This is a genomic window from Vescimonas sanitatis, from assembly GCF_049060325.1.
Taxonomy (GTDB): Bacteria; Bacillota; Clostridia; order Oscillospirales; family Oscillospiraceae; genus Vescimonas; species Vescimonas sanitatis.
In genome coordinates, this window is record NZ_JBMGPW010000004.1 from 1 (window position 1) to 20,131 (window position 20,131).

The following is a 20,131-nucleotide window of genomic DNA, read 5'->3' on the forward strand; positions in this document are numbered from 1 at the left end:
CCCCGCATTGGTTAACAACTCCAGGGCACGCTGTGCAGTTGCGTCTAATTCAATCAGTTTCATAGGCCCTCCTTATATTTTGTGGTGTCAGACGGTTGTCTGCATGTCCACATTATATAAAATGAGGCCCGCTTTGTTATTCCGAAGTTTTTGCGGAGAATCCTTGTTTTACAAGACTCTATGCAATGACTTCGGAATAACTATTTTCTCGGCATAATCCTGACAGGGGCTGCCGCCGCAGATAATGTCCACGGGCGGCAGCTCGTCCCCGCGCAGCTTCGTGATATCCCCATAGTGCAGCATCCCCGGCAGTCGTTCCGCTGTAACGCGGATGGGGAAAGCCTCGATCTCGCTGGCCCACAGGGGCACAACGCCGTTATGGATGGCCGCCAGCGGGAAGCCTCCTATTCCATCGAAAAGACTTCCCATGGTGATAACTCTCATTTCGCCGCGGCCACCACCGTCCGCGCCATACTGACCGCGCTCTGTGCCGTGTAGACAGCCGAGGAGATATTGGCCCGCGTGGTGGTATCCAGCCCGAACGCACCGGCGATACGGGGGATCTCTCCGGCAGAGAGCATAAGTCCCAGGCCCAGCAGCGCGTGATCCTTAAACACCATCAAGCCAGCTACAAGGATGGTGGCCTGCAAAAAAGCCGTGAGACACAGACCCACGACCTGCTTACACCACTGTATGAATCCGTCGCCATAGCCGCGCGGTACAGAGAACATATACAGACTGCCCACCGCGATCTGAATGAGTAAAATACCGCCGCGCTTAAGGTTGGCGAAGAAGACCTTAATGACCGCGTAGGCCATCAGCGCAAGGCAGAAGATGACCATAAGTCCGCTGGTTACCGGGCCAAAGCCCCGCAAAATGATTTGTCCGGAAGATGTCAGGCTCTCCACGGCGTTGAAATCCTCCAGCGCCGCTTTCGCCGCATCCCCGATGCTGGTCGTCCCAAAGCCGGTGATGCCTGCCGTCAGGTCGGCCTGCAGCGATACCGCCAGCTCATACAAACGCACCGGTACCTGTGTAAAAAGGGAGACCGCCAGAAAACCTTTCATGGCATTCAAAGCCGTTTCCTTGACATTACCGCGGCCACCGGAATATTCCACGCCGCACTCGAAGCAGGCTACCACCAGCCCTATGGCAAACAGCGCCCAGCCCAGATAGGAGAAAAACAATACCACGCTCTGTACCCAGCTCATGGCAAAGAGCTCGGCGCCCATGTTTCCCATCTCCGAAAAGAAATTGCCGAGAAAGCCCACGATCTGACCGTAGAACCAGTCCACGATCTGACCCAGCACCGTATCGGCTACAAAGTCCCAAATAAAAATAAGCTCTCACCTCCATAAACGCAGGAAGCACTCTGCCGTCAGCAGAGTGCTTCCTGTTATCGTATTATGTTGCAGGTCACAGTTCCATCTTAAAGCCGTAATCCTGCGCCCTGTCCTGTTCCACATCCTGTGCCACGTCATCCTCCTGCCGCTGCACCTTCGCCAAGACCATCAGCTGTCCAAGCCGGGAGGAAAATGCAGAGATGATCGCAGCCTTACGGCTCTCGTCCACATACTCACCGGCCTGATCCAAGATGTCCCGGATATCCTGCTCAACGCCCCTCAGCCTATCAAAGTCGATCCAGCCGAAAGAGGTCACCAGCTTGAGCTGTTCATGGTGCGTTTTTTTGAATGGTTTACACTCAATGGCACGGGCGGAGAGGATCTGGGGTGTCAGCTTATCGTACCCCAAGGAGGAGCCGCTATCGAAGATAGGTGCGGCGCCCAACCATTCCAGTGTATCTGCACTGCGGAGTAGTCCGAAGTTGTTCTGATGCCTGTCCTCGTTGGCGATAAGGTAGTCCAGCACGATCATCTGATCCACCGCGTGTTCCATACCCTCCACACCCAACGCCTCGCAGCAGTTCAGATAGTGGCGGTAGACCGATGTGTTGTTGTCCTTTTTCACGGACTGCATCACGCGCCACGCGCTGACAAGCTCCGTGTCCGGCGTAACGAAATCCTCACAGACACTGTAGGGCGTGTCATCATCCCAGAGCAGTGTATAGGGGACGTGGGGAATGCCCAGTCTCTCCGCCACCAGCGATGCGATCACCTCGTTGAACGGCTGCTGCATAAAGGGATTGCTTCCTGCTTTCAGAAGACACCGCTTCCCGTCGATGATCTTCCATCGCTTCTTCAGATAGCCATCCGACGTGTTGTCAGGGGAGCTGAAATCGAAATTCGCCGCGTCTGTGGCCTTGCCCAGCAGGACATCACCGATATCCTCTGAGAAGGGATTTTCGAAAAAGTTGATACGCTCCCACTGGAGGTCGCTGCCCCAGGGCCTGACCCAGTACTGGTCTGAGAGGCTCAGGCCAAAGCAGCGTGTCAGCAACACCTGCGTATTGGGCAGATTCAGTGTTTCCAGTGCCTTTCGCACACCGGAACGGCTGGCGGGAATGCAGCGGTCGATCCACCATGCATTGAGCGCGGCACGATCCACACCGTCCCGCCTTGAGGCTGTTGCCACAGGAAGATGCTCCGAACGATACACCGCGTCGATCCGCTGGATAGAACTTGTCACCTCATCCAGCTCCATATCGAGGACTGCGATGTTCTTGTGCATCAGCGTATACTGCATCGTGCCACCTCTTTTCTCAGTCATTTCCATGTTATTCTACCACGCTTTCTGCAAAAAGCCAACCGAAAAATGTTCAGACATCGCGGTCACACACCCACGATGTCCCAGATGTACAGCGGCGCCGTCAGCGTGAACACCAGGCAGGCAAACAGAATGGCCGGTGCCGTCCATTCAAACTGGCCCGTCTTTCGGTAGTCGAAGTACGAAGTACCCAGCTTCACAAAGAAGAAAATGGCGAGGATCATATCAATGGCAGGAAATACCACATTGTTGACAACGGTCTTGATCTGCCCTGATGCCGCCGCCCATGTACTCTCCACGGCTCCGGCAACATCGCCCCTGCCGGTGGCGTAGGCCGCCACGGAAAACAACCAGCAGAGCAGCGTCGCCGCACCGCAGACCAGCACTGCACGTTTCACATATCTCATAGCTTCCTCCTTCACATCGTCATTTCGCCCATAGTGGATGCGTCCTGGTTCTGCCGCAGCCTTGCCAGCTCCGCTCGGTAGTCACTGGCGAAGCCGTCCAGCACAGCGGGATGGCTGCCAATGAGGAAGGTATGGCGGTGTCCGCCGTCTTCAGGTATAAAGATGGCGCTGCTCCATCTCTTGTTCGTTTCGTGGTAGCGTCCGTCATAGGCGTGCAGCTGCAAGGTGTTGGCCAGCACATACCCTACACGCCTATAGCCGTACTGGTCAATGACGCTTTTGGCGCAGCCGTCCTTGAGATACATTCCGTCAAAGTCCCGATGGATCGCAAGCTCTATCGCCCCGGCACAGGCACAGTTGGTGCGAAAATTGGCACGCCACAGCTCCAGTTCGCCCCTGTCCCTTGCCTCCTTCGCCGTGTAGGGGTACATTGCCTCATTCGGCAGCATAGACCACATCTCCCTCCTCCAGATAGCATTCCAGCAGGGACGGGCAGCAGCCGCTATCCAGCAGCAGCTTCCGGATCGGCGCAGGCACGGCATCGAGGTCAAATTCCCTCACGTCCGAATCGCAGTCCTTGCAGCAGGGCATACGACAGGCGTCCAGCAGGGCAGACACAAGCTGCGATGCCGCGTCAAACAGTCCGGCCAGTGCGTCTGCCGTCTGTACCGCTGTCATCTCACGAGGCATAAGCAGCAGAAGGCTGTGCGTCATCTGGGCAGACAGATCTACGCCCGCCATGCCGCATTCTGCCAACTCACTGCCGGGGATGGTCAGGCCGGTCTTGTCCAGTGTCATTTCGTTCTTCATGATAGATCCTCCTCAAGTTCTCAAAGGTCGTTCCGGGATATGCACCAGTCGGCATATCTTCCCATCGCTGCTGTAATCGCCGAATATCGTCATCTGCGATGCAAAAACACGGGGGTCATAGTTGGTCATGATGTATTCCCGGTATATGTCATTTTTCTTCTTGGATTGGCTGTTGGGACGCTCCACTTCATAAATGAAAAAGTCCTCGTAGAGCCTGCGAATATAGTCGCAGTTGTTATAGGACACCATGGCGAAGCCCTTGTGCTGCGCCAGTACGTCATGGAGCCGTTGATGGTCACTGCGGGGAAACTCCACCGCGTAACGCTCCGCCTCATAATAGGGCGGGTCACAGTAGACCGTGGTCTGCGGGTCATTATGGGTGGTGATGATGCTCTCGAAATCCTTATTCTCCAGCGCTACATCCTTCAGGCGGTGAGAACACTCCCAAATATCCCGAAAAAACCGCTGTATATCGCAGGAGCTCACACCATAACTGTCGCCGTTGCCGTTATAGCTGTATCGCTGCAGCTTGTAGATAGCGGCGGCGCGGCGCACATCCGACAGCTCCGCACGGCTTTGCAGCAGCCGCTTGACCTCCTCCGCCTCCGGCGGTGGGAACATCTGCTCTGCCAGCTGCAGCTCCTCATCCAGATACAGCTGTGTGAAGTCCTCGCCCTGCAGCTGTCTGCGCAGCACATCAAATTCATCACGGGCATTGATGGGGAGAAAGCTCAGTTCTTTCGTCAGGGCCATAGGGCGGTGCTTGACGCAGAAAAGCAGGTTATACAGGTCGTGGTTCAGGTCGTTATATATTTGCAGGCACCCCTTCGGCACGGCGGTATTCAGCGTGATGATACCGCTGCCGCCAAACACATCCACCAGTGCTTTATAATGGATGGGCAAGAGCATCTGTATGGCCCACATAAGCTGTCCCTTACCGCCCATCCAAGGCATGAGCTTTATCAGGCTGTCACGCATCAAATTTCTCCAACGCACGCTCCAGTCCGGAGATAGCCGCGTCCAGTCCGCTGCGCATTTTCTGCAAGCCGCGGATGGTATCATAGACCTCCGCCGCCGTTTCCGCGAAGTAGTAGCCCCGCTGGTCTGCCGCGATGGGTACGGTGTCCTGCCGCAGACGGTTGACGCGCCGCCGCAGCTCGTTCCCGCTGATGCCCAGCACACGCTCCAATTCCCGGCTGCTGATCACATTTCTGCGCCCCTTAAATCCATTTTCCAGATACAGGGCGACGGTTTCCTTCGTCATTCTTGCACTCCCTTCCGGTGACCGTTCACCGAAAAGGGCGCAAAAAGAGGGATCGCCATCCCTTTTCGGAAAGCGGCCCCATTGTTGTTAAATTTTACTGCATGGTCATGTCCACGCCTTGCCGCGGTACTTGCAGCGGCTGTCCGTCCGGACGGCAGATATAGCCGTAGTCACTGAAAACTCCCTTATCCCGCCATAACAGCGCTGCGCCGTAGGCGTCCATATTCAGATACCGCATCAGCAGGTCACCATCCGGGTCTCCCACGATGACGGAGAGCTCCTCCCTCGCCAATCCCTCCAGAGAATAGAGCCCCGGCTCAAGGGCATATTCGCTCAGATGCTCTGCCAGTGCAAGCGCATCGTCCAGGCTTCTGATGTCCAGCTGACCGGCCACAGCCTTGAACTTTATCAGTTCGTTATTTCTGTCCAGTTCCTCCAGGCACTGTGCAAATCGGTTGATCTGCTCCATGCCGTCATAGGCCATATCCGTGAAGTGCCACATCTCCGGCATGGCGGCGTCGCACTCCTCCAGCCGCACCTCCTGCCAGCTGTCCACCTCCAGGCAGTCCAGTACGGCGTCCAGCTCCGCCTGCTTTGCGGGTAGGTACAACTTTACAGCACGGATGTCGCTGACACAGAGGAAATAGATCATATACGGCGGCTTTCGTGGCGGTCTGCCCAAGTTGGACGGGGCCTGCCGCAGCTCGGACTCCTGCATCACATAGCCGCGGGGCGTAAGTACGCCGCCCTCACCCTCACGCATCGATCTGCCGATCTTCTCGTAGTCCAGCATTTCCAATACGCTGTCCGGCACGGTTGCCAAAGCCGGAAGAAAATCGTTCTCCACGTAGAACTGTCCCAGTGCTGCATCGTCCGTGATCCCCGGCACCACATGACAGCAATCCACGCTGTATGCCAGATCCAGTACCCGCCGGAGCGTCAGATCACCGCCGTTGTTCTGATACAGATTGTTAAGCTCCATCTGCACCAGACCCTCGAAAGCCACGGCATCCACATCACCGAATGTACGGAGCTTCTCTGCCAGTGCGTTAAACTGGTACAAATCGTACCCATCAAGATGTGGGGCGAGAAATTCATATCGGCCCATGTCCTCCACCTGCCAATAGGGTTCTTGTCCAGCTGACAGACGCAGTCTGTCCATGGCATCCACCATTTCCCATGGCGTGGCGGGCAGCTCCAGCTCCGCGTGATTGCTGTTGTCGGGATTGCCCATGTATATGGAGATAATCTTTTTATCCAAGCTCCATCCCCCCACGGCGCTGTACGATGTCCTCACAGTTGTCCGGGTCTGCACCGGGTACATCCCAGCCGCACATGCTGCCGATCTTCATGGCCTCCTCCTGCGCAGGCGTCACGCCCCTCTTTCTGTTCTGCTCATCCGCGATACGGCGGTTCTCGCGGGCGTCACCGGTAGACCAATCGCTGGGGTAGTACCCGCTTTCGCCGCGTTTGATGCAGATAAGCTGTCCTGTGCCCGGCAGCAGCGTGAAGCACATCTCCGGCAGCTTTTCAAAGTGGGCGCAGAAGCGTTCCCGCTCCGTCTGGATGCTCCAACCGTGATCCTGCCACAGGTGCACATACAGCTCGCTGCCGCGTCCAACGGCGATCTCATGCTGCTCGAAACCCTCGCCCCAGCCGTCCGACGCCTGTCCTTCAATATATTCCTTCAGCGTGGTCAGCTCTGCCGCTGACAACTCGCCGCTGATCTGACATTCCGCGATACCCCACAGCTTGCCGTTTCGCCGCTCCACGTCGAAGGTAACGGAGCGCACCTTGTCGTTCACACTGTCCGGCGTATCGTACCAGTGCATGATGCCTCGGGTGGTCTCCTCCGGCATCCGATACTTCACCAGTGCGCTGCGGATATGATCCTCATACGCGGTCAGGTCGTGTCCGGTCAGCAGCTCCGGTTCTTCCTGCATATTGCCATACACATCCGGCTCATAAAGCTCGGCGGTAAGCGGCATATATAGCTTCGTCATTCTGAGCTCGGGCGGTAAAACGGTAAAGCTGTCCACGCCGGGGATGAGCACCAGCGTCCGTCCGTTGTCCCATTTCATATGAAACTGCCCGGCGTCGTCGATATAGTCCAGTTTCCCCGTCGTGCCAGCCTCCACCGGTGCATACGGATCCTGCATGGAGTCCAGCCGGATGCGTGTACCCACAGGGTACTGCTTCCGCAGGAACGTCAGCATCTCCCGATTTACGTTCATACTAAATTCCTCCCATCGTCTGTGTGTAGTCTTCCAGCTCACATGGGTTTTCCTCACCAAGAAAGTCAAACAGGATGTCATCTGCTGCCTTGCGGATAGCGGGATCGTCTGTCAGGACTTCATAGCGGAAACCTGAGGTACTAAAATATGGCAATTCCCTACGGATGCAGTCCAGGAAGGCGTCTGCATCGTCATAGAGGCTGTCATCGTCTCCCACGAAGGTCACCTTGCCGAAAATGCTTATAGTTATCTCACCTCCTTTCTCTCGCAGTACACCACAAAGCGCTGCCTCCCGCCGCTGGCGTAGGGGTGGCAGGTCAGAAGCGTCAGCAGGTCGCACCCCTGCTGTATCTTGATCTTATCTACCTCATGGGGCTGGATGATCTGAATGTCAGCTACGGTGTAGGTCAGCGTCTCCCATAAGTTGGTGAGCCTCACGGTATCGCCCGCCTGCAAGCGGTCGATATACCGGAAGTAGTCCGCACCGCGCCAGCCCCGGTGTCCGGCAATGACCTGGATCGTACCCTTGTCTGCGGCGTTGCGGTACCTCTCCTTGCCTGTCGGACGGAAAGACGCTAAAATATGACGATGACACCGTTTATCCTCGGGCATTTTGCGCTGCCACATTCACCGCTGAAAAAACTGTAACCTGTCCACCGCTTTTTGCAACTTACTGGATGAGAGCTCTTAAAGGAGGCCGTCATGGAGGACGAAAGAATCATTGATCTATACTGGCAGCGAAGTCAGGAGGCCATCTCCTGTACCGATGAAAAGTACGGCAGGCTTTGCATGAAAATTTCTCTCAATATCCTATCCAACGCGCAGGACGCGGAAGAATGCGTGTCTGATACATACATGGCCCTATGGAACAGCATTCCCCCACAGCGGCCAACGTGTTTTCAGGCTTTTGCGGCAGCCATTGTCAGAAATCTCAGCCTGATGAAGTTGCGGGAGCAGTACGCCCGGAAACGCGGCGGCGGTGAGTTTGATCTTGTATTGGACGAGCTGAAGGACACCATCGCTTCCGGTGATTCCGTGGAAGCGGAATGCGAGAGGAAGGAGTTTGCCGCGGCGGTCAATCAATTTCTTTGCACACTCTCAGCAGACGACCGAAATATCTTTGTGTGCCGCTACTGGTTCTTTGCTTCCATAGCGGACATTGCCTTGAGGTTCAAGTGTTCACAAAGCAAAGTAAAAACCTCACTTTTCCGAACCAGGCAGAAATTACGGCTATATTTATCTAAGGAGGGCTTGCTATGACATCGTTTGACTTTCTGTCCGGGTTCAACAATATTGATCCGAAATTTATACTGGATGCCATCGACCTGATGCAGACGGTTGAGGCATCTGATGCCGAAAAGGAGATTATGAACATGGAAAACTATACGATTCACAAAAAGAGACCTGTCAGAAGATCGGTACTGGTGGCGGCGGCTGTCATAGCGCTTTTGTGCGCCATGTGCGTGGGGGCCTACGCGGTGAATCTGTTTGGTATCAGAGACGCTGTGATGGGCAGCCAGATCGTTTCCGACAACTATGTGAACGGTGAATATGCAGGCAAAAAGCTGGCTGACGGAATGACCATCAGCATGCAGGGCTGCATCGGCTCCCCCGAATACGAGGCCTCCCGCGAGTTCAACGCCTTCTCCAGCTCCTACGAAGCAAACGGTTATAACGGAGATGCGCTGCACCAGCCTCTGGGGGACTGGGGCGAAGCCCTTGGGAGGGTCTACAACGGCCTTTACACGGAAACGCTGGTCAACAAGTTCCTTGAGATCAGCGAGAAATACGATCTCAAGCCGTGGGACGCTCTATACGAAGGCTCCGGATATACGAGCTTTTGCGAGATCATCGGCAGCGATGGCTTTTTGACGCTGGAAAGCCCGTCCCGGCAGGGCGTCCCCGACTATCGGGTATGGAACGACGGCTCCTTCTCCTACGGGGATGACTGGAGCACCGGCGGCGAGGAAGAAAGCTTCTGCACCGTTGCCATAAACCGCCGGGTGAAGGGAAGCATGAGCATCGACTGCCTTTCTCTGGATGACGCCCATGAATATCACGAGTGGTCGTATACCACCGCGCGCGGCGAGACAGTGTCTGTTTACTCCGGCAACCATCAGTTCATTGTCCTTTACAACGGCGAGAACGCATTTATCAGCCTGGTCTCTCAGCCGGGTGACTCTCTCGGCGATGACGAGATCAAAGCATATGTGGAAAGCGTTGATCTCTCTGCGCTGGATAAAATCGGTCATATCAACCTGCCGGCATAAGCCCGCCCCGATTGCGACAAACTGCTGGACAACCACCAAGGGAGGGACGGAAGTCCCTCCCTTGGTGGTTACTGGTCTTAGGTGGATCACAGCTTGGTTTTTGGATGTCGGTCAGGCTGCCGGTATTCTTGCAGGTGGAGTTCTTTGCTTCACGCACGGTCTTATCCAGCGTAGGATTGCCGGTCTGGTTCTTGGGGTAAACGGTGACATCGTAGTTCCATGCTGTGCCGTCCATGGTGGTCATGGGCAGGGACACGAAGAAGGGATTGCAGGTGGAGGTCACGTTTTCAGGGACGCGAGTCTCCACCACCAGATAAAGCCCCTGCTCCATATTGGAAGCGGAGGTGTGTCCGGTGGCATCCGTTTCGGTCATGGCAACACCGCCGTTCTTGGCAGCGGCCTCCAGCGCATTTTTCACGGTGGTGGCATTGGCAGTCAGCGCGGTGGACAGCTTGTTGTTGAGCACATCGCTGGTGAAGTAGTTGACGTCATCCTCAGTCTTGTGAGCGTCTGCGCCGGTCAGGCCGATGGCAGACAGCACGGCGTTGCTGCGTTCAGAGCCATCAAAGCCATACAGCACACCCACCGTGCGCTGACCGTCCAACACTTCATTGTTCATGGTGATGTCGGCCACGCGGAGGTATGTGAACTCTACGCCCTGAATGGCGTACTTGCTCAGCTTGTCGATAACCGCGTCGTCATGCAGGCCGGTGCTGACATAGGACCCAGTGTCCCATGCGCCCTCCGCACTGGCCGTGGTGATGTCGTACTTGTAGATGGAAAGGGATGCTTTCTTGCTGGTGTCAATGGTCGGCTCGGCAAATGCTGTGGTGATGAGGCTCAGAGCCATGATAGTGGCCATGAGCATGGCCAATAGGCGATGGATCTTTTTCATGTTCAGTTGTTCTCCTTGTTCATAATTTTTGAGTTGAGTTTTTCACTTTTTACGGGTATACTGGTGGTATCAATCCGAAGGAGGTGATTGCAGATGGTCTATACCGTGGAGCAAATCGCGCAGCGTATTTTGCCTGTTGCACAGAAGTACGGGCTGAAGGCGGTTTATCTGTTCGGTTCCTATGCCCGCGGCACGGCGACCGAATCCAGTGACATAGACCTTTTGATTGACACCTCGGGGACAAACATCAAGAGTCTCCTCTCGCTTTCCGCTGTGTACTGCGACTTGGAAGACGCGCTCCAAAAAAGCATTGACCTGATTACGGTAAGCTCGCTGGAGCAGCGGCCTCAAATGGAAAACGATGTACGCTTCCGTGATACGGTGCTGAAAGAAAGGGTGAATCTGTATGTTGCCGCCTGATGCCCAGCGATTGGCGCACGGAGGCTCTATGCGAGTTCTGTGAACAGCAGCTACAAGCCTTTCAGAATTGAACCATCAGCCTGCCGTTTTGCGGCGGGCTAATTTTTTGCAAAAATAAACACCCATGCAAAGCATGAGTGCTGCAAACAGGAAATAGGTTGTAAATCCCGTACCGCCTGTGAAGGGCAGGACGAAGCCTGCGTTGTTGCAGGCAGTGATGGTAATGTCTCGGTTATTGCTGTCCAACGTTCCTGTGAACAGCGGCTCGGTCATCAGGGTGTACCCCGCAGGTGCTTTTACTTCGGTAATACGGAATTGAACACCGATTTTAAGATTCTCCCACTTGGCGATGCCTATGTTGTCAGTGGTCACTCTGCCGACCTCCGCCCACGTCTCGCCGTCTGCGGAGGTCTCCAGCAGCAGCTCCGCACCGGCAAGAGGTGCGCCTGTGGCATCCAACTTGCGGACGGTAATGCTGCCTTTTGCCAACGCATTTGTCCGCTTGTGCGTAATGTTCAGTGCTGTGGCCGTAATGGTGATCTGATACTCGGTGTTGTCCACTACATAACCGCTGGGTGCGCTGATCTCCTGATAGCTGTACTTGCCCTGCGGCAAATCACCAAAAACCGCCTTACCGTCCGCGCCGGTGGTAGCGTCTGCCACCTTTTCCCCCGTGCTGTCGTATAGCCGGTAGGTCACGCCCGCCAGCGCCTTGCCTGTTTCGGCATCTACCTTATTGATGGTCAGGCTGCCTTTTGCCAGCGCGTTCGTCCGTTTCGCCGTAATATTCAACGCCGTGGCCGTAATGTTGATCTGATACTTAGTGCTGTCCACCACATAGCCAGAGAGAGCGCTGATCTCCTGATAGCTATACCTGCCCTGCAGCAAATCAGCAAGCACTGCCTTGCCGTCCGCGCCGGTGGTCACATCTGCCACCTTTTTCCCTGCGCTGTCGTACAGCCGGTAGGTCACGCCCGCCAGCGCCTTGCCGGTCTCCGCATCGACTTTGTTGATGGTCAGGCTGCCCTTCTCCTCCACAATGTTGACCTTAAAGTGTATATACGCCCACACGGGATCAGGCAGCGAGGTCAGCGCCGCACACGCCTGGTAGCCGCTGCCGTTGCTGGGTTCCAGCAGCACGGACTCCGTGCCCGCCACATCCAGCGAGTAGCCGTAGTCGCTGCTGATATAGCCGTTCAGCTGCGCCGCTGCGTCCTTTGTGGCCGTCACGGTCAGCGTGTTCCAGCTCTGATTGACCGTCACACCGCTGATATTGGTGCTGAAGTAATACTGCGACAGCACACCATTGGTATCGGTGGCTGTACCCACATACTGACTGCCGTCCCATGTCAGCGTAATAGCGTTGGCGTCCGAAAGCTGGTTACGGTACTTCACCGCGAAGCTGGGGATCTTGCCGTGGTTCATAATGCGGTCAATAATGATGTTGTACGCCACCGCCACGTCGTCGCCCGCATAATGGAACAGGTTGGCGCAGGTGGTATCATACAGCGCGTAGGGATACACCGGGCTGCGGTAGCCGCACACGAACTCCCACACCACCGCCTGCGTCGCCAGCTGCGCGCAGTCCGGGTGCATATTGAAGCCGTAATTGCCGCCATAACCGTAGGCCATAGCCAGCGTCACGGCATACCGCTGATTCCACGTCAAATCGCTCCACGATGTGGAGGAATACTGCAAATCACCGCTGGCGGAGCGCACCTCCGGCTCCATACAGTAGGCCGGGACAGTCTCCCCGGTGTCGTTCCGGGTGAAATACTTGAGCTTGTTGCTGGTGTACGGCCCCCACTGGGACACAGGCGTCTTGTCCTCGTGGTAGCGGTACTCGTTGCCGCTGCTGACGATGCCCGTGACCGTGGCGGCGTGGGCTGTCACAACGGACAATCCCATGACAGCCACCAGTAGGCACACCAGCGTCAACAGCTTAGGAATTGTTTTCTTCATGCTCGTCCTTTCTCCCAACGCAAAAGGCCGGCAGCATACGCTGTCGGCCTTTTGGTCGGGTATTCAGTTGGTTTATCCGTACAGCACCACCACGATGTATTCGTCCGATGCCGCATCGTAGCGGACGGTGCAGTTGAACCGCGCATACGCACTGACCGTTTCCGCGCCGTCCATAGCGGCAAGGCAGGCGAAGGTGGCGTCCACATTACCCCGCACCGCGGCGGTCAGTGCCGCCTGTCCACCGTTCTCCGCCAGCCATGCCACGCTGTCCGCCGTGCCGGGGAAGTAGCTGGAGTCGGCGGCGGTCATACTGGTGTCGATGGTCACGCCGTACTGCGCTCTTGCGTACTCGTTGCCTGCTTGAATAGCCTCCGCGATGGAGTAGATGTCCCCGCTGGCGGCAGGCTTCGGCGTGGGCGTAGGTTCGGGCGTAGGCGCAGGCGCAGGTTGTTCCTCCTGTTTCTCTGCCGGCTTCTGTGTAGGTGCCGGCGTGGGTGTGGAAGCAGGTGTATCCTCCGGCACAGGCGCGGGTGTTGCCGGCTCTTTCGGTGCAGCGGGTGCAAGATTCTTTTCCGCTTCTGCATCTGTAGGCGTATCCACCCGTTCGACAGGCAGCAGCGCATCCGCACTGTCCTCGGTTTTTTCCTCCTTCTGCGGCATTTCAGCCTTGTCCGCCGTCTTGTCCGCTACACCAGCCACACCTTGTGCTGCGCTCTGCACCGCCGCCACTGGCAGCATCGTCGATGTGGAGTTGTCCCTCGTCTGCCCGCAGGCCGTGAGCAGCAGGAGTGCCCCCATCATCAGTGTCATGATCCTCTTTTTCATGTGCGTTTCTCCTTTCGTGTTTTTGGTAGCACAAACAACTACCACACAACCATCCGTAAGTCAACGGAAAGATCTACAATGACCTATTACGGTGGGAGGCCCTCTGGCACAAGCCGTTCCCATGCTCATATCATGCCCTCTATTTCCATGTGAGGCACTTCTTCCCACGCCATGTTCTGCCGCTGGACATCCAGATCATAGGCCGTACAGTAGCAGTTATAATCTCCGGGGGACGGATTGCAGCGCAGGCAGTAGCGGTAATGCTCGGTTTCCACGATGTAACCGTAGTTTTGTGTCCAGCCGCCGTCGATTTTGCCGCCGTGATCATAACAGAAACGCTCCATAGCAAAGCGGCTTTTCAGCACACTCTCCCGCAGCGTGTCCACGACCTCCTGCAGCTCCAGCTTGAATGCGGGGCTGTTCAGCTCCTCCGGGCCACGGGGCCACCATGTATGCCAGAACTCGTTGCCGCTGCGCCCGAAGTCCATGCGGACGTGGCCAACGGTACCCAGCCGCTTATCTTCTTCGGGGTGCGGGGTATAAAATAAGCCCGCCTCCTCCGGGCGGGCAGGGCGGATATGAAATTGCGTTGCATCTTTCAAGGTTAAGATCTCCTTTCGGTGTAGAATTTGGCTTTACACATTTTTGAGGGTGTGCTATGATGTGGCAAACAAATCGGAAGTTGGAGGGATAGATTTCTATGATTATCAGATATGCAGAAGAGAAAAATTTTATAGAATTGCGACAGTTTTATGACGGTATGTGTAAAGTTTTGAGCGAAAAAGATTTTCTGCCGGAGGGAGATAAAGGTGGTTTCCCTCCAGATGAAATGATCAAAGATGCAATCAAAGAGAGAAATCAGTTTATCGGTATTGAAGATGGTCGAATTGTTGCGGCGTATATTATGAATCATGATCGTGATGAGGCGTATCACGCAGTTAAATGGCTTATTGATGCAAATGATAACGAGACAGTAGTTCTTCATGCCTTGCGTGTCCTTCCGGAATATGGAGGTCGTGGATACTCGAAGCAGTTAGTTCAACACGCAATAGACACAGCAAGGGAAAGAAACCTTAAATCAATTCGTCTTGATTGCATAGAGGGAAATGATATTCCACAGAAAATGTATATGTCGTTTGGATTTAAGTATGTGGATACGGTTGAAATCACATATGTTGATATTGGGGTACCGAGGAAGTTCCTCTTATATGAGTTTGTACTCTAATCAAGACATAATAACAGTTATATCTTGAACATTGTACAAACAAATTCCCGTTTGTCTGCCTACCAAGCGGCTCGTTCCAAATGGATCGAGCCGCTTTTGCTTACATCATCCTCTGCCCCTGTGTCTGCTCCGGGAAGGGCGGGTCCAAGCGCCGCAGCAGGCCGAACTCCGTTTTTGTCACGCAGTCGTTTTCCATGCAGTCCTGACCGTATTTCTCAAAATCCATGTAGCCGTCCAGCTCATAGATGGCCTCATCATCCAGCCCCAGCGTTTCCTGCAATCGCTGCTGCCCGTAACCATAGGCATCCTCCGTGATGCGCTGGTAGTTGTCCAGATCTCGCAGGAGCTCACAGGCTCCGCGCAGCGTATCCGGCCGCTCGGCCTCCAGCACGGCAGCGTAGGTCAGGAGCATCCCGTCCTGCTGCCAGATGTCCTCCAAGGCTTCGGCAAAATCGTTGTAATCCTCCACGGCGGGGCAATCCGTATCGCGGATCAGCTCACCGATGTAAGGCACCTTGAAGCGAATATCACAGAGCATGGCATCCGCGAAAACATCAATATCGAGGTAATCCTTCACCGCGTCGAGGTATTCCTCATCAGCGGGGAGGACGAGGGTGTAGTCCGGCTTTCCATCGACGCGCAGCGTCATGCGGAGCATTTCATCCCTGCTCTCATCCCGCCAAGGCTCTGCCGGCGAAAGATAGCTGCGGTCGATCCCCATATCCGGCGTCAGCAAGCTGCGGGCGTTGGGGACAAAGGCACTGTACCGGGCATAATCCGCTCCCTGCGTATCAACAAGGATGCCATCATTTCGGCCTACTCCCAATACAAGGAAACCATACCTCATCCCGTCATCATAGTGAAGCGAAGCCCTGGCCTCTCTGATGAACGGATATTTCTCCAGCATCGACCGGCAGAACTGGTCAAACTCTGCGGTGGAAAGTTCGACCACCTTCTCCACCACGCAAGCCTCCACCTCTAGCGCGACCTGCTTGCAGCGAAAATCTGCTTTAAGTATCATTCTTCTGCCTCCTCTCGATTTTCTCCATATCTGTCCGCAGGCAAGTCCCATCCCGATGCCAGCAGATGACACCGTGGGCGGGGTACGGGCATCCGCGGCATCGTTCGTTCTCAGTGCAAAACACCGGCTCCGGCGGCGTCGGCACAAATGCCGTGCAGGTGCGTTTGTCTACACTGCGTCTGATCCCATCGATCATGTTTTCCTCCGACTTTTGTCCATAAAATGCAAAAAGGACGAAGTCTGACCCTTCAAACTTCGTCCCGTGACATTCTGTATTACATTATTACATTGTCTGTTCCATCGCGTCTTCCTGCTGCCGGATGCGCTCGGCCAAATCCGGCACACAATCCTCGATCTGCTGCTGTACGCTTCGGATCACCTTTTCCTGTTCGGCGGTGAGGTCGAAAAAATCACCGTCTACAGAGTCGGCGCAGCAGCGGTAGATCTCTGTCATCTGCTCTGGGCTGAAAAGCTGCTCCTTGTGGATGAGGCCGCTTCGTATGGCAAAATTTTGCTTGGCTCCGTTATAGTTCTCCATGAAATAGTGTCCGTGGGATAAGCCCGTGCGGTCATAGTCCCAATCCCATGTAACGAATTGGACGCCGTGTTTGCTATGTGTTCCCGCCAGCACTGTGCCGTTGAAGTCGGTAAGGATTCGGTAATCGCCCTCCAGCCCGCTGGCTTTGAGCTGCGGGGCAGTCTCCATAGCATTCATGTACTCCAGTGTCCGAGCCGCGATGTCTTCGGCACGGATGAGGGCTTCCTCCGCCTGGGGCGTGGACACATCCTCCCGCCGATAGAACACACTGCCCTTGCCGGTGATGTGGCAGAGAGGTGTGCCATTCCATTGAACAGGTATCTGCGAGTTCTCCAGAGGCTGGGTTTCAAAGCCTGCACGGTGCAGGCACGCACAGACTTCCTCAAGGTAGCGGAGCTGCTGTTTTGCGTTGTGGTCATTCATGTTGTGATCCTCCTTGCTTTGTAAATGAAAAAAGCGCCGGCTCGATGGTTCTACGAAACCAACAAGCCGACGCTCTGCCCCCATATTTATGTCGTGTTATGCGATTCTATAGGCAGAATGAATCCACCTCGCTCTTACCATCCGAATCTGTCCGAAGTATGCACAGCGTGAATCCTCCCAAATTGGGTTCAGTTTCTTTGGCGAGGGCAAGTATTTCCTCCGATATCTCTTTGGATGTCAAGCAGAACGATCCGACCGCATTGCAGAGAACAATAAACTTCTTATACTTGCAGAATAACTCTTTGTATTTGTGGTACTTATTCACAATTCTTTCGGAGTACATTTTGTATCTCTCCGAAAGGTCGACGAGGCTCTCTCCAACCGCCACCGCTTCGCCCAAATCGAAGTATGAGTAGTTTTCAGCTTTTCCGCCATGTACTTTTTTCGCATTTTCCCGAATATCCGCCGCAGTGCGTCCTTTCCCAAAATTTTCTTTTGAGATTCTCCGCATGACAGACTCGCTTTCGGTTGTCAGTCGTGTAACTTCAATGCCAATTTCACCGGAATTTCCGAGCACGAAATCCGGCCGCTCAATTTTAAGAATTTTCGTGCTCCTGAGTTCCTTATAGTGCGAGGACAAGTCGAATAGAACCGCATATTCTTCTCGAGCTTTCATATCATCGGACAATCTATCTTCTTCCAAAAACTGACACAAATATTCGCCAAAAGTGCGGTAATCGCGTGCGCTCAAATTGTGCGCATACCCGCAGAGAGACAGTTTGTCGAACACATACTCGGCTCCGTCTATGTTGACTGATTCTCGTGCTGCGTCAAAGGTATCGTAATCAAATGACTGGAGTGATGCAACGGTTTTCGCAAGTTGTTCGAGCGTAGCATCTCGATGCATTTGCTTTTCGTTCATAATGTCCCCTCTCCCATAACACGGATGCGAACCATTCGGGGGCGAATTCCCCCAAATATACCAAAATTCGCCGGAAACGCTCGGTTCGCATCCACACAAATTTTCTCAAAAAGTTGCAAAAAAGCTGTGAAATATGAAATTTCACAGCTTTTCGTGGTGGACCTGAAGGGATTCGAACCCTCGACCTCTCGGATGCGAACGAATTAAAAGCTCTGATTTGTATTGATTTTCAAACATTTCCAGCGCTTTCGGCTGGAATGTAAATGGTCTTGTGGCCTCTTTTTCCCGTTGTAACCATGTGTCCCGGAAGCGTATGTGGTACGTGTTGTGGTCACAGGAGATGTGCGTCGATATCATCTAAACGAGGTGGTAATCTACATACGCCTATGATAGACCAAGTGAGGAAAATCGTCAACCGCTTTCTTTGGCAGGGGCAGTGCAGGGAATGGGATGCAATAGACAAAGAGAAACGTCTGAAGACGACGAGTATGGTTAGCCGCCATCTTGTTTAAAACAATTAATCTAAAAGAGAAAGCTATAATTGGATAACTTCTTCCCTTTTAATACTGCAGATATTTGAACACGAGGTCGGTTCTTTCGAAGTATTTCATCAGAATCACAGCAAAGATAAGCACCACACACTCGGCAATGATGCAGGTGTACCAGTTGACGCTCTCGCCAGCCAAGATGGGCAGTCATCGGAGGGTGAGCGTATTAAAGGCCAACACACGGAAGATGCAAGTGTGCTGCCATTTATATTTATTACAAAAACATAAAACTCGGTCGCTGATTATACCGTGTGTATAGAGCTGTGTTTTTTAAAATTAAGACCGGGGCAACTACCTATGCTAACGAAAAGACTGCTGTAGAGCATCGAGAAATGTAACGACGAGTTACCTCGAACTCAAAAAATCCAAGTGCCCAAAATCTCCATCAGCCAGTGTGGGAAAACACAACCACAGATGCCACACGGCACGGTAAAGCAAAAGAGAAAAAGAACAGAAAATGCCGGACCCTATCTCTTGTGAAAACGAAGTGAGATCTGTGGGCACTATTGGTGCGGAACAAACACAATAGCCTATCTATCATTTCGATGGCTTTCGGGAACTGCTGGAGGTGCCGTGCACTTGACTACACATGGTTTCTATGCTATACTCATCGAGGCCAGCTTATGTGTACCGGTCTGCCGCCTGCGTCCGGCGGCTGAAACACAGAAAGATAAGGAGAGTTTTCAACATGAGTAAATCCCAGCAGAATTATCTGGATCAGGTGGCCCAGCGGCTTCACCTGACAGCAGACGCGCAGAGCGGCATTCTCTTTGGGATGCAGGGCGGCCTGCATATGATGCTGATGCGCAGCACCAGCAACCAGAATTTTGTTTCTCTTGTTTTTTCCCTGACTCACAGCGGACAGGAGCCGGATGCGGCGGAAATCAAGGCTTTTGTCAAGAGCAACAAGCTGATTGTAAACTACTCCATTCGCCGCAGCCGGGTGGAATTTATCCTGAAGCCCCGATTCGGCAGCTTTAAGCAAATTGACCAGCTGGAGCAGGTCACGGGCGAGGTGGTATCCCTCCTGCGCACCGGCGGCTACCAGAGCTGCTGCCAAAATTGCGGGCAGACGGCGGACACGGATGCATGCATCATGGCAGGGGTTCCGTCCCTGCTGTGTGACAGCTGCTATCAGCAGCTGGGCCATAATCAGGAACAGATTCAGCAGGAATCTGCCGGCAAGCCGGAGAATGTGCTGGCCGGTGTGGTGGGCGCTCTACTGGGATGCCTGCTGGGCGTGGGCTGCATTGTGCTGCTGGGACAGCTGGGCTATGTAGCGGCTTTGTCTGGCATTGTGCTGGCTGTCTGCACGCTGAAGGGATATGAGCTTCTGGGCGGGCGTCTGTCCACCAAGGGAATTGTGATTGCCTGTGTGCTGATGCTGGCAATGACCTATGTGGGCTATCGGCTGGATTGGGCCATTACTGTTGCCAAGTATTTTGAGGCCAGTCTGACAGATTCCTATCGGGCTATCCCCTACCTCATTGACGAAGAAATTCTGGACGGCGGCGTTTATACCGGTGAGCTTATCAAGCTGTATGCCTTCACACTGATCGGCGCAATCCCCACCATCATCAGCTCCGTAAAGAACCGGAAGATGGCCAAGGTGACTTATCGCATGCAGAGCCAGAGAGCTGTGAACAGCACTCCGGAGTTCTGATTCTGGGCAGACAAGCGAAAGATTTTAAAAAGATCAGGTG

At 54.3% G+C, this 20,131-nt stretch carries 23 protein-coding genes and 1 pseudogene; 5 read left to right on the forward strand and 19 right to left on the reverse strand.

Annotated features, from left to right (window positions below; translation table 11 throughout):
- Positions 1–216 precede the first annotated feature (216 nt).
- From ACOMDU_RS05870 to ACOMDU_RS05925, 12 genes and pseudogenes are all read right to left on the reverse strand, one after another.
- Positions 217–444 (reverse strand): annotated as a pseudogene (locus ACOMDU_RS05870) (DNA cytosine methyltransferase); the annotation flags it as partial.
- Complete coding sequence (locus ACOMDU_RS05875) at positions 441–1,340, reverse strand: conjugal transfer protein TrbL family protein (RefSeq protein ID WP_321044988.1); 900 nt, start codon at positions 1,338–1,340, stop codon at positions 441–443. The gene ACOMDU_RS05875 and the pseudogene ACOMDU_RS05870, both read right to left, overlap by 4 nt.
- 76 nt (positions 1,341–1,416) lie before the next feature.
- Positions 1,417–2,643 (reverse strand): HipA domain-containing protein, encoded by a 1,227-nt coding sequence (locus ACOMDU_RS05880; protein ID WP_421129485.1) that lies wholly within the window; start codon positions 2,641–2,643, stop codon positions 1,417–1,419.
- Between the two features lie 86 nt (positions 2,644–2,729).
- A complete protein-coding gene (locus tag ACOMDU_RS05885; RefSeq protein WP_421129487.1) occupies positions 2,730–3,071 on the reverse strand; it encodes a DUF3852 domain-containing protein in 342 nt (113 codons plus the stop codon).
- An 11-nt stretch (positions 3,072–3,082) separates the two neighbouring features.
- Positions 3,083–3,520, reverse strand: coding sequence for a DUF3849 domain-containing protein (locus ACOMDU_RS05890; protein ID WP_421129489.1), 438 nt, complete (start codon positions 3,518–3,520; stop codon positions 3,083–3,085).
- Positions 3,507–3,881, reverse strand: coding sequence for a hypothetical protein (locus ACOMDU_RS05895; RefSeq protein ID WP_421129491.1), 375 nt, complete (start codon positions 3,879–3,881; stop codon positions 3,507–3,509). Before ACOMDU_RS05895 ends, ACOMDU_RS05890 begins: the two co-directional genes overlap by 14 nt.
- A 12-nt stretch (positions 3,882–3,893) precedes the next feature.
- Positions 3,894–4,859, reverse strand: coding sequence for a DNA adenine methylase (locus ACOMDU_RS05900; protein ID WP_421129493.1), 966 nt, complete (start codon positions 4,857–4,859; stop codon positions 3,894–3,896).
- Positions 4,852–5,145, reverse strand: coding sequence for a hypothetical protein (locus ACOMDU_RS05905; RefSeq protein ID WP_321044916.1), 294 nt, complete (start codon positions 5,143–5,145; stop codon positions 4,852–4,854). The genes ACOMDU_RS05900 and ACOMDU_RS05905 overlap by 8 nt, the downstream gene beginning before the upstream one ends.
- Before the next feature lie 94 nt (positions 5,146–5,239).
- Positions 5,240–6,406, reverse strand: a complete 1,167-nt coding sequence (locus ACOMDU_RS05910) for a hypothetical protein (RefSeq protein ID WP_421129495.1) — start codon at positions 6,404–6,406, stop codon at positions 5,240–5,242.
- The gene (locus tag ACOMDU_RS05915) at positions 6,399–7,379 is read right to left on the reverse strand and encodes a DUF4314 domain-containing protein (RefSeq protein ID WP_421129497.1); all 981 of its coding nucleotides are present in this window, start codon (positions 7,377–7,379) and stop codon (positions 6,399–6,401) included. The genes ACOMDU_RS05910 and ACOMDU_RS05915 overlap by 8 nt, the downstream gene beginning before the upstream one ends.
- Before the next feature lies 1 nt (position 7,380).
- The gene (locus ACOMDU_RS05920) at positions 7,381–7,596 is read right to left on the reverse strand and encodes a hypothetical protein (RefSeq protein ID WP_421129498.1); all 216 of its coding nucleotides are present in this window, start codon (positions 7,594–7,596) and stop codon (positions 7,381–7,383) included.
- A 29-nt stretch (positions 7,597–7,625) separates the two neighbouring features.
- A complete protein-coding gene (locus tag ACOMDU_RS05925; RefSeq protein ID WP_421129500.1) occupies positions 7,626–7,991 on the reverse strand; it encodes a class C sortase in 366 nt (121 codons plus the stop codon).
- Between the two features lie 90 nt (positions 7,992–8,081).
- Here ACOMDU_RS05925 and ACOMDU_RS05930 point away from each other — a divergent pair, with 90 nt between their 5' ends.
- Positions 8,082–8,639, forward strand: coding sequence for an RNA polymerase sigma factor (locus tag ACOMDU_RS05930; RefSeq protein ID WP_421129502.1), 558 nt, complete (start codon positions 8,082–8,084; stop codon positions 8,637–8,639).
- Complete coding sequence (locus tag ACOMDU_RS05935) at positions 8,636–9,649, forward strand: hypothetical protein (protein ID WP_421129504.1); 1,014 nt, start codon at positions 8,636–8,638, stop codon at positions 9,647–9,649. The genes ACOMDU_RS05930 and ACOMDU_RS05935 overlap by 4 nt, the downstream gene beginning before the upstream one ends.
- Here the strand turns inward: ACOMDU_RS05935 and ACOMDU_RS05940 are convergent.
- The gene (locus ACOMDU_RS05940; protein ID WP_421129506.1) at positions 9,633–10,544 is read right to left on the reverse strand and encodes a SpaH/EbpB family LPXTG-anchored major pilin; all 912 of its coding nucleotides are present in this window, start codon (positions 10,542–10,544) and stop codon (positions 9,633–9,635) included. The genes ACOMDU_RS05935 and ACOMDU_RS05940 overlap by 17 nt on opposite strands.
- A gap of 93 nt (positions 10,545–10,637) precedes the next feature.
- On the opposite strand from ACOMDU_RS05940, the gene ACOMDU_RS05945 reads away from it, so the two are divergent.
- The gene (locus ACOMDU_RS05945) at positions 10,638–10,964 is read left to right on the forward strand and encodes a nucleotidyltransferase family protein (RefSeq protein WP_421129508.1); all 327 of its coding nucleotides are present in this window, start codon (positions 10,638–10,640) and stop codon (positions 10,962–10,964) included.
- A 75-nt stretch (positions 10,965–11,039) separates the two neighbouring features.
- Here ACOMDU_RS05945 and ACOMDU_RS05950 read toward each other — a convergent pair whose 3' ends face one another.
- The 3 genes from ACOMDU_RS05950 to ACOMDU_RS05960 all read right to left on the reverse strand — a co-directional run bounded on the left by ACOMDU_RS05950 (position 11,040) and on the right by ACOMDU_RS05960 (position 14,353).
- Complete coding sequence (locus ACOMDU_RS05950; RefSeq protein WP_421129510.1) at positions 11,040–12,926, reverse strand: SpaA isopeptide-forming pilin-related protein; 1,887 nt, start codon at positions 12,924–12,926, stop codon at positions 11,040–11,042.
- A 72-nt stretch (positions 12,927–12,998) separates the two neighbouring features.
- On the reverse strand, positions 12,999–13,751 hold the full coding sequence (locus tag ACOMDU_RS05955; RefSeq protein WP_421129512.1) for a hypothetical protein: 753 nt from the start codon (positions 13,749–13,751) through the stop codon (positions 12,999–13,001).
- A gap of 125 nt (positions 13,752–13,876) precedes the next feature.
- On the reverse strand, positions 13,877–14,353 hold the full coding sequence (locus tag ACOMDU_RS05960) for a hypothetical protein (protein ID WP_421129516.1): 477 nt from the start codon (positions 14,351–14,353) through the stop codon (positions 13,877–13,879).
- A 98-nt stretch (positions 14,354–14,451) separates the two neighbouring features.
- Here ACOMDU_RS05960 and ACOMDU_RS05965 point away from each other — a divergent pair, with 98 nt between their 5' ends.
- On the forward strand, positions 14,452–14,976 hold the full coding sequence (locus ACOMDU_RS05965) for a GNAT family N-acetyltransferase (protein WP_421129518.1): 525 nt from the start codon (positions 14,452–14,454) through the stop codon (positions 14,974–14,976).
- A 100-nt stretch (positions 14,977–15,076) separates the two neighbouring features.
- On the opposite strand, the gene ACOMDU_RS05970 is transcribed toward ACOMDU_RS05965, so the two are convergent.
- The 3 genes from ACOMDU_RS05970 to ACOMDU_RS05980 all read right to left on the reverse strand — a co-directional run bounded on the left by ACOMDU_RS05970 (position 15,077) and on the right by ACOMDU_RS05980 (position 17,880).
- Positions 15,077–15,997 (reverse strand): DUF6329 domain-containing protein, encoded by a 921-nt coding sequence (locus ACOMDU_RS05970; protein WP_421129520.1) that lies wholly within the window; start codon positions 15,995–15,997, stop codon positions 15,077–15,079.
- A gap of 283 nt (positions 15,998–16,280) precedes the next feature.
- Positions 16,281–16,958, reverse strand: a complete 678-nt coding sequence (locus ACOMDU_RS05975; protein WP_421129521.1) for a hypothetical protein — start codon at positions 16,956–16,958, stop codon at positions 16,281–16,283.
- A gap of 106 nt (positions 16,959–17,064) precedes the next feature.
- Entirely contained in the window at positions 17,065–17,880 is an 816-nt protein-coding gene (locus ACOMDU_RS05980; RefSeq protein WP_421129522.1) for a hypothetical protein, read from the reverse strand.
- Positions 17,881–19,116: 1,236 nt separating this feature from the next.
- On the opposite strand from ACOMDU_RS05980, the gene ACOMDU_RS05985 reads away from it, so the two are divergent.
- Positions 19,117–20,091, forward strand: a complete 975-nt coding sequence (locus ACOMDU_RS05985) for a hypothetical protein (protein WP_337593367.1) — start codon at positions 19,117–19,119, stop codon at positions 20,089–20,091.
- The last annotated feature ends 40 nt before the right edge of the window (positions 20,092–20,131 follow it).

Coding starts and splice junctions, on each gene's coding strand:
- ACOMDU_RS05945 (WP_421129508.1), top strand. CDS start 10,638: ATGGTCTATACCGTGGAGCAAATCGCGCAGCGTATTTTGCCTGTTGCA.
- ACOMDU_RS05885 (WP_421129487.1), bottom strand. CDS start 3,071: ATGAGATATGTGAAACGTGCAGTGCTGGTCTGCGGTGCGGCGACGCTG.
- ACOMDU_RS05940 (WP_421129506.1), bottom strand. CDS start 10,544: ATGAAAAAGATCCATCGCCTATTGGCCATGCTCATGGCCACTATCATG.
- ACOMDU_RS05895 (WP_421129491.1), bottom strand. CDS start 3,881: ATGAAGAACGAAATGACACTGGACAAGACCGGCCTGACCATCCCCGGC.
- ACOMDU_RS05905 (WP_321044916.1), bottom strand. CDS start 5,145: ATGACGAAGGAAACCGTCGCCCTGTATCTGGAAAATGGATTTAAGGGG.
- ACOMDU_RS05955 (WP_421129512.1), bottom strand. CDS start 13,751: ATGAAAAAGAGGATCATGACACTGATGATGGGGGCACTCCTGCTGCTC.
- ACOMDU_RS05975 (WP_421129521.1), bottom strand. CDS start 16,958: ATGAATGACCACAACGCAAAACAGCAGCTCCGCTACCTTGAGGAAGTC.
- ACOMDU_RS05935 (WP_421129504.1), top strand. CDS start 8,636: ATGACATCGTTTGACTTTCTGTCCGGGTTCAACAATATTGATCCGAAA.
- ACOMDU_RS05985 (WP_337593367.1), top strand. CDS start 19,117: ATGAGTAAATCCCAGCAGAATTATCTGGATCAGGTGGCCCAGCGGCTT.
- ACOMDU_RS05950 (WP_421129510.1), bottom strand. CDS start 12,926: ATGAAGAAAACAATTCCTAAGCTGTTGACGCTGGTGTGCCTACTGGTG.
- ACOMDU_RS05900 (WP_421129493.1), bottom strand. CDS start 4,859: ATGCGTGACAGCCTGATAAAGCTCATGCCTTGGATGGGCGGTAAGGGA.
- ACOMDU_RS05965 (WP_421129518.1), top strand. CDS start 14,452: ATGATTATCAGATATGCAGAAGAGAAAAATTTTATAGAATTGCGACAG.
- ACOMDU_RS05925 (WP_421129500.1), bottom strand. CDS start 7,991: ATGCCCGAGGATAAACGGTGTCATCGTCATATTTTAGCGTCTTTCCGT.
- ACOMDU_RS05930 (WP_421129502.1), top strand. CDS start 8,082: ATGGAGGACGAAAGAATCATTGATCTATACTGGCAGCGAAGTCAGGAG.
- ACOMDU_RS05970 (WP_421129520.1), bottom strand. CDS start 15,997: ATGATACTTAAAGCAGATTTTCGCTGCAAGCAGGTCGCGCTAGAGGTG.
- ACOMDU_RS05915 (WP_421129497.1), bottom strand. CDS start 7,379: ATGAACGTAAATCGGGAGATGCTGACGTTCCTGCGGAAGCAGTACCCT.
- ACOMDU_RS05890 (WP_421129489.1), bottom strand. CDS start 3,520: ATGCTGCCGAATGAGGCAATGTACCCCTACACGGCGAAGGAGGCAAGG.
- ACOMDU_RS05980 (WP_421129522.1), bottom strand. CDS start 17,880: ATGAACGAAAAGCAAATGCATCGAGATGCTACGCTCGAACAACTTGCG.
- ACOMDU_RS05880 (WP_421129485.1), bottom strand. CDS start 2,643: ATGCAGTATACGCTGATGCACAAGAACATCGCAGTCCTCGATATGGAG.